Source organism: Streptomyces sp. PTL18 (genome assembly GCF_059510295.1).
In genome coordinates, this window is the sequence record NZ_JCAJZO010000059.1 from 1 (window position 1) to 12,093 (window position 12,093).

The following is a 12,093-nucleotide window of genomic DNA, read 5'->3' on the forward strand; positions in this document are numbered from 1 at the left end:
CACGCACGTCCAGTCCATAGATTTCCAGTTCTGACACGGCTGAATTCAGGGCCTGCGATAAACCGTATTCGTGAGCCGAAGCACGATAGTTGTCACCAAGGCGGCGTGTTGTCACAAGGACCGTAGGACGACGCACGCCGGGCTGATTGTCGCGGCCGCTGTGCAGCCAGGCGGTCGGTACAGCGCCGGAGCCGGTGACACCCACCGTGCTTCGCGTGCTGCTGGTGACAGGTAGCGCGCCGACCGGGTGACAAGCAGTGTGCTTTGCGCGGTCGAAACAGCAGGGGCTGGTCGGTTGCTACATCTGGTTCGCTGCCTGCTTGACGGTCCTGATCACTGGTGCCGTTTCGAGGTGTGTGATGGCGGGAAGTGCGGCGACCCGGGTGGTCAGGTACCGGTACAGCTCCCGCTGGTTCGTGCACACCACGCTGGCGTACAGGTTGGTCGGGCCGGTCGTGGCGGCGGCGAACGCGATCTCCGGATGCTCGGCCAGAGCCTGACCGGCCTCCTCCAGGTGCGCGGGGGCGACCGAGAGCCAGAGCAGGGTTCGGGTGTTCACGCCGAACATGTGCCAGTCGACGTCGATGTCGAGATAGAGCAGGCCGTGTTCGCGCAGCTCCGTCATCCGGCGTCGGACCGTCGTCGGCGACCAGCCGGTCGCCGTAGCCAGCTGCTCGTACCCGGCTCGGCCGTCGGTGGCGAGCAGGGTGAGGAGCTTGCGGTCACCGTCGTCGAGCCGCACCGGGTCCGGTCGATGCGGGATCGGTGGCGGGCGCAGTCGCTCGATCGCTTCCGTCTCCAGCGACCCGAGTTTTCCGACCAGGTTGTCCGGGCCGCCGTAGAAGGAGTGCAGCACGGAGTGTGCGGTCATGCCCTCCACGCGCGGGGTGCGGGGGAGTTTGGCCAGCAGCAGTGCCTCACTGTCCGCCTCGCTCTCGGTACGGACCACGCAGGTGATCTCGGTGCCGCCGGAGCTGAGGCTCACCCAGGACGTGTCGGGGCGTCGGGCCAGCGCCTCGGCGACCGGGAGCGACGCGGCGGGCGCACATCGCACCCGCAGGAACCACAGGATGGCGCCCAGCGCGGTGGGGTCGACGCCGCCCAGCACCCGTACCGCCCCGGCCGACCGCAACCGGGCGTACCGGCGCGCGATGGTGCGATCCGACACCCCGAGAACCTCAGCGATAGTGCTGAACGGGGCACGTCCGTCGATCTGCAGGGCGTGCACGAGCCGACGATCCAGTTCATCGAAGTCGAATTCCACCGAGCTGACGCTAGACGGTGTCAGATACCAACGCAATCGAGCCGCATTCTGGCGCCGGCAGCTCAGCCGACGGAGCGTTGGTTCTGATCCTGATCGACACAGCTACAGGAGAGTCCATGGACACCGATGTGCTCATCGTCGGCGCCGGCCCGACCGGAATGACGCTGGCCAACGAACTGCTGCTGGCGGGGGTGTCGGCCGTGCTGGTCGACAAGCTGTCGCAGCGCAGCGACCTGTCCAAGGCAGGCGGCGTGCAGTCCCGCACACTGGAGGCGCTCGACCAACGAGGGCTGCTGGAGCCCTTGCTGGCCACCGGAGATCATCCAGTTACCACTGGCCACTTCGCTGGTATCCCACTCCCGCTCCATCCCGCCCGACACCGTTTGCCATGGCGGTCTGTGCCGCAGGTGGTGATCGAGAGATTCTTCGAACAGCACCTCGCCGCGCACGGCTTCCACGCCCGCAGGGACCACGAACTGGTCGGCCTTGCCCAGGACGACAGCGGGGTGACCGCGACCTTCGCCAACGGCGCCACCCTCCGCTCCCGTTACCTCGTGGCCGCCGACGGAGCCCACAGCACCGTACGGTCGCTACTGCGGGCCGGGTTCCCCGGTCAGCCCGGTACGTTGACGATCACCGCCGCCGACGTGCGGCTGAGCGGCGTCGATCCGTCCACGTCGCACACCTGGAACGAGGACGGGCACTGGGCGGCGCTGTTCCCGCTCGGCACCGATCCGCAGGGCAGGCAGCTGCGCCGACTCGTCCTCGGCGGGCCGGGTCAGTCACTGCCGAGGGATGTCCCGGTCACCGAGGACGAAATCCGTCACGGCCTGAGCACCGTGTTCGGAACGCGAGTGCACCTACTCGAACTGTGCTACGCCCGCCGCATCACGAACGCGTCACGGCAGGTCGAGCAGTACCGGCACGAGCGGGTGTTCCTTGCGGGCGATGCCGCCCATGTCCACCTTCCACTCGGCGCGCAGGGCATGAACACCGGGATGCAGGACGCGCTCAACCTCGGTTGGAAGCTCGGCGCCGCCGTGCACGGCTGGGCACCAAAGAATTTGCTCGACACGTATCACACGGAACGGCATCCGGCCGGGGCCGCCGTATTGCGCAACGTTCGGGCACAGAGCCTACTGATGGACTGGGCCGGCACCCGCGATCCGGACGTGCTGGCTGCCCGGGAGATCTTCACGGCCATGGCCCAACTGCCGGACGTCCAAGACTATCTCGCCGACCTGATGTCCGGGATGGCTATTCGTTACCCAATGCCGGGCACCGAAACCCATCCGCTCGTCGGCCGGCCCGCACCGGACCTGGACCTCGGCACGGCCCGGGTGCACGAACTACTGCGGTCCGGGCACGGCATCCTGCTGGACCCGGCCGACACGTTTGCCAAGGTCGCCGACGCCTGGTCGGACCGGGTGGACCGGGTGCGCCAGGGCGCCGACACCGAGCCGATGCTCATCCGGCCGGACGGCTACGTGTGCTGGGCAGGCGCTGATGACCTGGAACCGGCGCTCGATCGCTGGTTCGGCGAGCCCCGCTGAGCCGACGTTCAGGAAGCCAGCCGTCGTGGAGAGGCTGGTGGTCATCAATGGGGCCCCGATGGTGACAACTATCGTGCTTCGGCACATCCCGGACCCTAAGAATGAGGCCGAACGTGCCGCGAACCGGCAGGCCGCTGACGACTACCAGCGCCAGGAAGAGGAAGGCGTCGACTTCCTCGATTGGGAGAGGGAGCTTCAGTGGCGCTGACGGACACTGCCGAAGAGGTGTCGGCCGACGACGAGCCTGGCTTCCGCAATATCAGCTGCCAGATCGTGTGCAGCCCCGAGGCCGCTGACGAGATCGCCGGACGGCTGCGCGAGGCCGTCGGCGAGATCCTCGACGACTACACCGACGAGGACGTCTTCGACTACGGCGTCGACTGACGCCCACCAGCGCGGGAAGGGAATCTCAATGATCGTGTCAAGCAGCCTGCGTGACCGGTGGGACGGAGGTGAAGAGCCTCTTGTCGCGCAGCATTACCCAGAGCACGTCGACCCGGCGGCGGGCGAGCGCGAGCAAGGCCTGGGTGTGCAGCAGGCCCTCGGCCCGCTTCTTGAGGTAGTACTCCCGCGACGGTCCGGGCCGCATCATCGCGGTCTGTGCCGACATGTAGAAGATATGCCGCAAGCGGCGGTTGTAGCGCGTGGGCCGGTGGTAGTTGCCGGTGCGGCGGCCGGAGTCACGGGCGACGGGAGCCAGCCCGGCGTGAGAGGCGAGGCGGCCGGCGTCGCGGTAGCCGGACAGGTCACCGACGATCGCGATGAACTCGGCGCCCAGAACGGGCCCCATGCCGGGCATGGACTCGATGATTTCAGCGCGGTCGTCTGCGCGGAAGGGCTCGCGGATCTCCCGGTCGTTGTCCTTGATCCGCTCGTCGAGGGCCAGGAGCCGGTGGGCGAGGTCGCAGACGAGCTTGGCGGCCCGCTTCTCGCCCGGCAGCGCGATCTGCTGGGACTGGGCCGCCTCCACAGCCTTGGCTGCGACCTCTGCGGCACCTCGGACTTTGCGGCGTTCCAGCCAGGTCGTCAGCCGTTTGACGCCGATCCGGCCCAGAGCGGCCGGGGTCTGGTACTCGGTCAGCATCACGACCGGGCCCTTGGCCACGGAGTAGTCGAAGACCCGCTCCAAGGCGGGGCAGATCCCGACCAGCAGGTCGCGGAGCCGGTTGAGCAGCCGGACCCGGTCGGCGATCAGGTCAGCTCGGTGATTGGTCAGCACCTGGAGCGTGGTGACCAGCTCCGGGGTGTGTTCAGTGGGGTGAAGTCCTTCGGGCGCATGCGGGCCTGGTCGGCGATGACGCGGGCGTCCTTGGCGTCGGTCTTGCCCTCGCCCCGGTAGGCGCCGGACATGCGGTTGACGGTGCGTCCGGGCACGTAGACGACCTGCTGGCCGTTCGCGATCAGCAGGGCCAACAGCAGCGTCGAGGCCCGGCCGGAAATGTCGACCGCCCACCGCACCTCGTCGGCCCGCTCTCGGGCGGTCTCGATGAGCGTGAGGATCTGGGCCTCGTCGTTGATCACCTTCGTCGAGAACAGCGTCTCGCCGTCGGAGTCGACCCCGACCGCCCAGTGGTGCCCCTTGCCGGCATCGACACCGACCCATATCCGCGCCTGCCGCGTGCTCAAGCCCGTCGCTCCGTATCCCTCGTGACCAGCACTTCTATGGCCCGAGGAACACCCCGCCGGCAGGTCCTTAACCAGCGATGTCCGCAGTTCTCAACCAGTGGTCGGAGCGTCCTGGAGGACCGGGCGGCCATTCCCTTCGAGCCATCAACGGCAGACCCGCATCAGCCACACCCGGTCCTCCCGGACCGCCAACATTCTTAAGGATCACCGCATGTCCGTCCCCACCGCCCCGCACCGCGCGTACGGTGGCGATACGACCCGCCAGGAGGTGCCGATGAGCGCGCAACCAGAGGAAGTCCCCGCCCCGCCGCCGCCCAGCTGCTCGCCCAGCTGCGCGACGACCGCCGCGCCGCCACCTGGGTGTCGGCCTTCGAGCGGGACTGGGCCAAGGCCCTGGAGGACTCCCGCCACACCTACAGCCTCACCCCCCTGCACGATGTCGTCCGTACCTGGCAGGTCCGCCTCGCTGCGGCCCCGGCCGTCGACGCCTACATGGACTCCGGCCGAGATGAGACCGGCTTCGTGGACCTGGCCGACGTCCTCGGCGGGCGCCGGTGACAGATCAGCCGTGGGCGGTGCGCCTGTCCCCGCAGGCCGCGAAGACGCTCACCGAGCTCCCGGAACACCCGAAGGAGATGATCCGCGACGTCCTGGACATCGCGGTGCGCTCCCCATGGGGCTGGCCCCAGTGGAACGCCGGCGACCCGGAAGGCGAGGACGTCCGCGCCGCGTCCGTCGGTCAGCTGTCCGTCGTCTACGTGATCAACCGGCTCACCCGGCGCCTGTCCGTCCTGGACGTCATCTGGATCGGGTAGCCATCCGCACGGAACGCCCTGACCCTGGCATTAGCCGCTGATGACGATCGGAAGATGCATCGATGACCAGTGAGAACGTGGCCGAGTACTCACTCTCTACTCCACCTACGCCGGTACCTACGACCGCCTGTACGGATCGCTCGCGGGCCTGGTCGTCTTCCTCGTCTGGCTGTGGATGTCCAACCTCGCCCTCCTCGCCGGAGCGCAGTTCAACGCGGAATTCGCGGCCCTCCGCCGACCTTGACCAGCCCCCGGTCCTGGCGGTGTTGGGCTGTTCAGCCTGACTGTCGGGGCGTGGCCGGACGGCGGCGGTCCGCGGAAGGCGCGGAGCGAGGCGACGGGGGCGGGTGTCTGTCTCTGCCCGGTGCTACCGGGAATCCGGGGTGCGCGCTGCGGGGACTGGCGTCCGGGCGGGACCGGTGTCCGTCTTTCCGGGCCCGCGTACGGGTATCTGGTCCTGCTGCTGTACGACCACGGTCCGCATCGGGAAGGGGATCTCGATGCCCTCGGCCTGGTAACGCCGGTGCAGGCGTTTGATCAGCTCGTGTTTGACGAGGTACTGGTCGGAGAATTCGCGGGCTCGCAGGATCACCGAGAAGTCGATGCTGGACTCCCCGAACGTGTGGAACCGGACGGCCGGTTCATGATCAGGCACTCCGCCGGGAACCTCCGCCATCACCTCCGCGGCCACCGCGACCGTCACCCGCTCGACGTGCTCCAGGTCGCTGTCGTAGCCGACGCCGACCTGTACCAGGACCGACATCTGCTGCTCGGGCTGGTGGTAGTTGGTCATGATCGACCCGGCGAGCTGGGCGTTGGGGATGATCAGCAGGTTGTTCGGCAGTTGGCGCACCACGGTGTTGCGCCAGTTGATGTCGACGACGTAGCCCTCTTCGCCGTTGCCGAGCCGGATGTAGTCGCCCGGCTGGACCTTCCTCGAGGCCAGGATGTGCACGCCCGCGAACAGGTTGGCCAGTGTGTCCTGCAGTGCGAGCGCGACCGCGAGACCGCCGACCCCCAGCGCGGTGAGCAGGGGGGCGACCGAGACGCCGAGTGTCTGCAGCAGGACCAGGATGCCGATCGCGAGGACCGCGATGCGGGTGATGTTGACGAAGATGGTGGCCGAGCCGGCCACCCCGGACCGTGACAGCGCCAGAGACCGGATCAGGGTCACTGCGGTGCGGGCCGTGGTGAGGGTGGTGGCCAGGATGAGGGTCGCGACCAGCGCCAGGTGGAGGCTGTGGCGAGTGGTCGCGGTCAGCGGCAGAGACGCGCCGGCCGCCGACACTCCGGCCGCCAGGGCCGCCCAGGGCACCAGCGTCCGCAGCGCGTCGACGGCGATCTCGTCGCCACTCCACCGTGTCCGGCGGGCCCGTTCCCCCAGCCATCCCAGCACCATCCGTGCCACCAGGCCCGCCGCCGCGCCCGCGGCCACGGCGGCGCCCGCCACTATCGCATCGTGCAGGGTCAGAGCCCGGGTCATCGGCCACCACCGCCGGCACAGCACGCCGCCGCGACCTCGCGGTCCCAGTCCGCAGGCGGCCCCGCCGCCCCCACTCCCGACTCGGCTGCCGGCGTCGGCGCGTACCGTCTCAACACTCTGCCACCTGCCCATTTCCGGTATCGCGGTAATGTCGGGCCACCTTCAGCGGTCCCGGCATGACCTGCCATCCTGCCCTACCCGGCTCCTGGCCCCTCCGGCCCCCTGCCCTGGGGCCATGCTGCCAGCCGGTGACCGACGCCGGCCGAATCCGTCCGCTTGACTGTGCGACAAAGTAAGGTCGCAGTCCTGCCGTGACAGCCCGGCACAGGCTGTCCGCAGCCCGCCCCGTGGACAGGACGAGCCGCCGACGACCGGTCAGGACGCCGGCCGAGCGAAGGAGCCTTATGCGCCTGTGGCTTCGCCGGATACCCTCTTTCCTCGGATGCGCGGCCGCCGTCCTGGCGGTAGCCGCGCTGTCCGTGTGGCTGTCGGTTCGCGTCACGCCCCTGCAGACGATCTCCCCGGTCGGCCAGACCGTGCAGGTGGGCGCGGCCACACCGGATCTGAGCATGTCCGGGCCAGGCGAACTCGACCTCTTCGGCCAGGTGATCCCCACCCGGCCCCGGTTCGAGGGACCCATCCGCCCGCGGCTGAAGCTCACGAACATCTCCCTGAACGCCCAGGCCACTGCTCTCACGGAGCCGGGAGGCGCCCAGGCCGCCGGAAAGGAACTGAGCGCACAGCTCACCTCCGCCTGGACGCGCTACCTCCTGTGGGAGACACTGATCGCCGCCGGATTCGCGGCGCTGATCGCCGGCGCGGTCGCGGGCCTGCGCCGCTCCAGCCGTGCGGCCACGCTGTGGACACTCGCCGTCGCCGTCACGGGTGTGTGCGCGCTCAACGCCCTCGGCGTGTATCTGCTGGCCTCCGCCACACCCGCCGCTCTGCAACAGGTCCGAGGCATCGAAGACCTGGTCGGGCAGAGCACGCCCACACCCGTGCAGGCCGTCGGCGCACCCGCCCGACCGGAAGTCCAGGCCGTGGTCATCGGAGACTCCACCGCCGCCGCCATCGGCAATGCTCCCCTGGACCACCCCAGCGCCGCGGACAAGGCGTGCGGACGCAGCAAGGACGCCTACGCCGTGTACCTCGCCGCGGCGAACAACTGGAACACCCTCAACCTGGCCTGCAGCGGCGCCACCATCCGCAACGGTCTCCTCGGCCCCCAGCAGCGCGGCACCACTGAGGTACCCCCACAGCTGTCGGCCGCTACGAAGGCCACCAAAGCCTCCGTGATCATTGTCAGCATCGGCGCCAACGACATCCACTGGTCCACCCTGACCGCCCTTTGCGCCGCCGCGAACGCCTGCGACGACAAGGCATCCACCGCGTACTTCCAGCAGCAGACCGCCGCCTTCACCGCCGACTACTACGACCTGCTCGGCAACCTGGCCGCACTGCCCCAGCACCCCCGGGTCCTGATCAACGAGTACTACAACCCCTTCGGCGAGAACATCGACTGTCTCAAGGACCAGCACGTCACCGCCACCAAGGCCAAGGTCCTCAAGTCCCGCCTCGACCAACTCAACTCCGTACTGCGCCAGGGCGCGCAGACCTTCGGCTTCACCGCCGTACCCCAGCACTTCGACGGCCACCGGCTCTGCAGCGACCAGCCGTTCGTCCAGGGACCCGACACGAACGCGCCCCTGCACCCCAACGCGGCCGGTGAACTCGCCATCGCCCTCGCCGACCAGCAGGCGCTGACGCGCACCAGCGCCCCGCCCACGACACCCGCCCCCAGCTCCACGGCGCAGAAAGCACCGTAGCCATGACCGCGGCGCACGACGAGGGAGTGTCCAATAGACGGCTCTGTCTCACATTCGGTGGTGACGCTTCGTGTTGACAATGACGGCCCGTGATACCAGCAGGCCAGGGATCTGCAGGAACACTCCGGGTAGCCGGTCTCGGTCGACCTCGGGCAGTTTCCAGGGCCAAGTGCGCCTTCCGTATGGCGGGCGGCGATGGGCCCGCCGACCAGCTACGACGGCGACGATGGGCACTCCGAGGCCACGACACTCTCGACAGTGACACACCGTCACCACCGAATGTGAGACAGAGCCGTCTATTGGACACTCCCCTGGGGGCGCTGCAGGTGGAAGCGGACACCATCCCGGAAAGGCTCGAAGCCGATCGTGGACCAAACCGGCTGAATCTCGCGCGGCCACCTGGCGGTGCTCTTCCTCGCTCATCTCGCAACCGTCGGCCGATGCCGGCTCGCAGGTGTTGCTGGGTGCGGCCCGAGGTCCCGCAACTGCGCGGCAGCTGACGGTATCCGGGGGCTGGCGGGTCGGGATTGTCGGAGGGGGGTGAGACACTCGCCGGCATGAAGATGATCGAAGCGATCGAAGCGGTTCTGAAGGCGAACGCTTGGGAGAGGGAGCCCGGGTACCTGGGCGAACTCACACTTGCAGGACGACTGTTGAGCCGTGGCGAGATAGCGGTGTGCGGGCTCGACGGCGGGGACTTCTTCACATTCGACGATGTCGCCGACGGGCTGCACGAGGTCTATCTGGCGTACGACTGGGACGACGAGCGGGGCGCCACGGTCTCCGCCGTCGCGCTGGTCGCGAGCGGTGCCACCCCGGAGGCGCTGGTGGGCGCGAGCTGGGAAGAGGCGTCGGACGACGTCAACCAGCTGAGCGAGGTCGCCTCGGCGATCTACTCCAGCACCCCGGACAACCTCGTCATCGGCGGGGCCCTTCACCGAAGCCCCGGTTTCGCGGATGCCGAGGACCCCGTGGCGCAGGCCGTGGCTGAGTTCGAGGCGCAGCAGGAGGCAGGCTCCCGGACCCCGGTGCTCGATGTCGTTGTCGACCCGGCGAGCGGTGCGAACGCCCTGGTGTTCCCCACCTGTGACTTCACGTCGAACAGCATCCTGGTCGGCCGGGACGAGAGAGGTGTGGGCGTCGGAATCTTCTGGTCCAACTTCGACGGGTGATGTTCGACGGATGCTGGGACGGGAGTGCCCCTATGACTTTGGTCAACGGGTGATCGAGGTCGGTGGTTGGTAGAAGGTGCCGTCGCGCAGCATGGCGAAGAGCACGTCGGCCCGGCAGCCTGGCGAGACAGAGGAGAGCTTGGGTGCGGTGCGTTCCCCGGGTGATCTCCTCGTCGTAGCAGGTGCAGGAGGCGGGGGTCGGCCGGTGCAGCCGAGACGGACGCGAAGAAGGCACTCTTGAGCTGCTTGTTCCCCCGCCGTGCGGGCTGTTCGGCCCGGATGGAGGAGCCCGCACTTCTCGTTGCTCGGGCGAGCCGCCCGGGCCTCCTCCAGGCTGAAGACCCCCAGATCCACGTCCAGGTCGGTCGGCAGTGATGGTGGGCCGTCCGGGGGACGCCGCCGAGAACGCGCAGAACGGCGGCATCATCGGGCGCTCTCATTCTCTGACGGGCCGACATCCGATTGTCGCTGACAGCAACCGACCACAAAACTGAGCCAGAGCCCGAGAACCGGCGACGGTTGATCAGGAGAGCCCACCAGCACCGGGGCCGACGTCCTGCCAGCTGTACCGTGAGTGCGAGGTGGACGGACCTGTCCTCGGGTACGGGAGGAGCGCGCCCGTCTCTGCACGCCTGGCCGACCACTTCGCCTTTTCGGGGCTACAGGTCGAACTGGAGGTGTTCCACGTCGGTGAACTCCACCAGCAGGCCGTGGGCGCGGCGGCCGCGGTCGCGGAAGTAGACCTCGCCGAGGTCTTCGGCGGCAATGTCGCGCAGCTGCTGCTCGGTGGCGCCGGCCTGCTGGGCGTCGAAGAGGCGAGCAGCGTACTGGGGTGGCCCTGGCGTGACGCGGCATCCGATGACCAGCCCGCTCCGTGACACGGCGACACCGCAGAGGGACGGTGCCCACGGGTTACGTCAGCGGGCTGAGGGCGACGTCCGCGCCGCACTCGGTGCAGGCCACGGCGCCGGGGCGGCGCAGCGGGTAGCGGGGGACGGTGTCGTACCGGACGCCGTCGATCGGCTGCGCCTGGCCAGGGGTGAGCCAGACCCGGTACTCGCGCGGCTCGACGGTCTCGGTGGCGGGATCGTCGGCCCACATGGGCAACCCACCCAGGCCAACCACCCCGCCTTCGGGAACTGGCCCCAGGCGTGCAGCCGCCCCCGCAGCTCCCGCGTGCTGTACGGGGTGGTGGGTGTGCCGGGGGCGGTCTTGTTGTGGCCTTACCCAGGGAGGGCGGGCTGGTGCGTAGGATGCGCGGCTGATGGATCATTGGGAGGGGACAGTATGAGAACACGTATACGTGCCGCGGCGGTTGCAGCGGTTGCGGCACTGGGGCTGTTGGTGCCGGTCAGCGAAGGCACAGCGTCCGCGGCTCCGGCCGGCACGCAGGCGTCCGGGCCTCACCGGATCGGGACGTTGAAGGAGTGGGCCAGCGGCATCCCGAAGTCCTTCCACCGGGGCACCACGATCGACGTCACCATGTCCTACACGCAGAAGTCCCGGGACGTCCTGGCCCCGGCCGGCTTTGCGCTGTCCTTGTGGAACTTCGCCGCCCCAGGCTTCAAGCAGATGCGCGGCATCTCCGCCACGTGGTGGAATCCGGTACACCACCGCTGGGAGAAGGCCAGCTACTACAACTCCAACGGCCTGATCGGTCTCAACCTGCCCGGCTACTCGCCCACGGTGAAGGTCGCCTCCGGTAAGGTTGGCCACGTCTACCTGCACGTCACCTTCAGCAAGAGCGCCTACACGGGCACGTGGCACTTCGAGCCGATGGTGAACTCCTACTGGCTGCTCACCTCCAAGGGCGCCTACGACAACAACTACCTCGGCGACAGCAGGAGCCAGTACACCTCCACCCTGCGCCCATGAGCAGATGCGCCGGCTGACCGCCGTGCCCCGTATGCCTGTTCTGGGGTTCCTGGTCCGGCTGCTGGGGTAGCTTGGCGACGGTGTTCGTGGCGTTCCCTCCGCGCCGCCTGCGGGGCGCCACGCATGCGGTCGGCCACGCCGAACCGCGGACTGTCGTAGGTGACGCGATCGTGGTGTCGTTCGGGTGACGCGGCGCGGATGTCATCGGTGGGGGCGGGGCACGCCGGCGGCCCGGCCGTCCTCGATCGCCTTCAGCTGTCCGGCATCGGCCTGCTCGCGCAGGTACTGCCACAACTTCACGCGCGGCACTGCGGCCTCGCCCACCACGTTGACCAGGCTGTCCTTCGGCTGCTTCAGATTGTCGGCCCACGTCTGCGCGTGCTCCAGCACGAGGAACAGCTCCTCCGCGGCCTGCAAGAGAGCCTGCGGCACATCGCCGACAAGAAACAGCAGGCCGAACGCCTGCGAGCCCAAACTGA

General features: G+C 68.7%; 12 protein-coding genes and 5 pseudogenes. 9 read left to right on the top strand and 8 right to left on the bottom strand.

From position 1 onward, the window contains the following. Together AC5WS8_RS38195 and AC5WS8_RS38200 are read right to left on the bottom strand one after the other, a co-directional pair. Positions 1–205, bottom strand: a 205-nt coding sequence (locus AC5WS8_RS38195; protein ID WP_496108082.1) for a hypothetical protein, incomplete at its 3' end; no start/stop codon positions are given. A 93-nt stretch (positions 206–298) separates the two neighbouring features. Beyond that, positions 299–1,264: an Lrp/AsnC family transcriptional regulator gene (locus tag AC5WS8_RS38200; protein WP_496108083.1), complete on the bottom strand. Its 966-nt coding sequence runs from the start codon at positions 1,262–1,264 to the stop codon at positions 299–301. 116 nt (positions 1,265–1,380) lie between these two features. On the opposite strand from AC5WS8_RS38200, the gene AC5WS8_RS38205 reads away from it, so the two are divergent. The 3 genes from AC5WS8_RS38205 to AC5WS8_RS38215 are packed head-to-tail and all read left to right on the top strand — an operon-like array spanning position 1,381 to position 3,201. Continuing rightward, the gene (locus AC5WS8_RS38205; protein ID WP_496108084.1) at positions 1,381–2,817 is read left to right on the top strand and encodes an FAD-dependent monooxygenase; all 1,437 of its coding nucleotides are present in this window, start codon (positions 1,381–1,383) and stop codon (positions 2,815–2,817) included. A 25-nt stretch (positions 2,818–2,842) separates the two neighbouring features. Beyond that, the gene (locus tag AC5WS8_RS38210; protein WP_496108085.1) at positions 2,843–3,025 is read left to right on the top strand and encodes a hypothetical protein; all 183 of its coding nucleotides are present in this window, start codon (positions 2,843–2,845) and stop codon (positions 3,023–3,025) included. Further along, entirely contained in the window at positions 3,016–3,201 is a 186-nt protein-coding gene (locus AC5WS8_RS38215) for a hypothetical protein (RefSeq protein ID WP_496108086.1), read from the top strand. The genes AC5WS8_RS38210 and AC5WS8_RS38215 overlap by 10 nt, the downstream gene beginning before the upstream one ends. A 37-nt stretch (positions 3,202–3,238) precedes the next feature. Here the strand turns inward: AC5WS8_RS38215 and AC5WS8_RS38220 are convergent. Beyond that, positions 3,239–4,443, bottom strand: a pseudogene (locus AC5WS8_RS38220) (IS110 family RNA-guided transposase). A gap of 330 nt (positions 4,444–4,773) precedes the next feature. Between AC5WS8_RS38220 and AC5WS8_RS38225 the strand changes: the two are divergent. From AC5WS8_RS38225 to AC5WS8_RS38235, 3 genes and pseudogenes are all read left to right on the top strand, one after another. Next, entirely contained in the window at positions 4,774–5,001 is a 228-nt protein-coding gene (locus tag AC5WS8_RS38225; protein WP_496108093.1) for a DUF6247 family protein, read from the top strand. Continuing rightward, on the top strand, positions 4,998–5,258 hold the full coding sequence (locus AC5WS8_RS38230) for a hypothetical protein (protein WP_496108087.1): 261 nt from the start codon (positions 4,998–5,000) through the stop codon (positions 5,256–5,258). Before AC5WS8_RS38225 ends, AC5WS8_RS38230 begins: the two co-directional genes overlap by 4 nt. Positions 5,259–5,352: 94 nt before the next feature. Beyond that, positions 5,353–5,502, top strand: a pseudogene (locus AC5WS8_RS38235) (YhjD/YihY/BrkB family envelope integrity protein); the annotation flags it as partial. Positions 5,503–5,625: 123 nt separating this feature from the next. Here AC5WS8_RS38235 and AC5WS8_RS38240 read toward each other — a convergent pair. Continuing rightward, on the bottom strand, positions 5,626–6,741 hold the full coding sequence (locus tag AC5WS8_RS38240; protein ID WP_496108088.1) for a mechanosensitive ion channel family protein: 1,116 nt from the start codon (positions 6,739–6,741) through the stop codon (positions 5,626–5,628). Between the two features lie 404 nt (positions 6,742–7,145). Between AC5WS8_RS38240 and AC5WS8_RS38245 the strand changes: the two genes are divergently transcribed. Continuing rightward, positions 7,146–8,567, top strand: a complete 1,422-nt coding sequence (locus tag AC5WS8_RS38245; protein ID WP_496108089.1) for an SGNH/GDSL hydrolase family protein — start codon at positions 7,146–7,148, stop codon at positions 8,565–8,567. Positions 8,568–9,124: 557 nt separating this feature from the next. Next, positions 9,125–9,739 carry a hypothetical protein gene (locus AC5WS8_RS38250; RefSeq protein WP_496108090.1) on the top strand — a complete coding sequence of 205 codons (615 nt, stop codon included), beginning with the start codon at positions 9,125–9,127 and terminating at the stop codon, positions 9,737–9,739. A 42-nt stretch (positions 9,740–9,781) separates the two neighbouring features. On the opposite strand, the pseudogene AC5WS8_RS38255 reads toward AC5WS8_RS38250, so the two are convergent. The 3 genes and pseudogenes from AC5WS8_RS38255 to AC5WS8_RS38265 form a co-directional block, all read right to left on the bottom strand. Beyond that, positions 9,782–10,053: pseudogene (locus tag AC5WS8_RS38255) on the bottom strand (IS110 family transposase); the annotation flags it as partial. 345 nt (positions 10,054–10,398) lie between these two features. Further along, positions 10,399–10,575, bottom strand: a pseudogene (locus tag AC5WS8_RS38260) (telomere-protecting terminal protein Tpg); the annotation flags it as partial. A 76-nt stretch (positions 10,576–10,651) separates the two neighbouring features. Continuing rightward, positions 10,652–10,840 (bottom strand): hypothetical protein, encoded by a 189-nt coding sequence (locus AC5WS8_RS38265; protein WP_496108091.1) that lies wholly within the window; start codon positions 10,838–10,840, stop codon positions 10,652–10,654. A gap of 318 nt (positions 10,841–11,158) precedes the next feature. On the opposite strand from AC5WS8_RS38265, the gene AC5WS8_RS38270 reads away from it, so the two are divergent. Beyond that, positions 11,159–11,614 carry a hypothetical protein gene (locus tag AC5WS8_RS38270; RefSeq protein ID WP_496108092.1) on the top strand — a complete coding sequence of 152 codons (456 nt, stop codon included), beginning with the start codon at positions 11,159–11,161 and terminating at the stop codon, positions 11,612–11,614. A gap of 201 nt (positions 11,615–11,815) precedes the next feature. Here AC5WS8_RS38270 and AC5WS8_RS38275 read toward each other — a convergent pair. After that, a pseudogene (locus AC5WS8_RS38275) lies at positions 11,816–12,093 on the bottom strand (hypothetical protein); the annotation flags it as partial.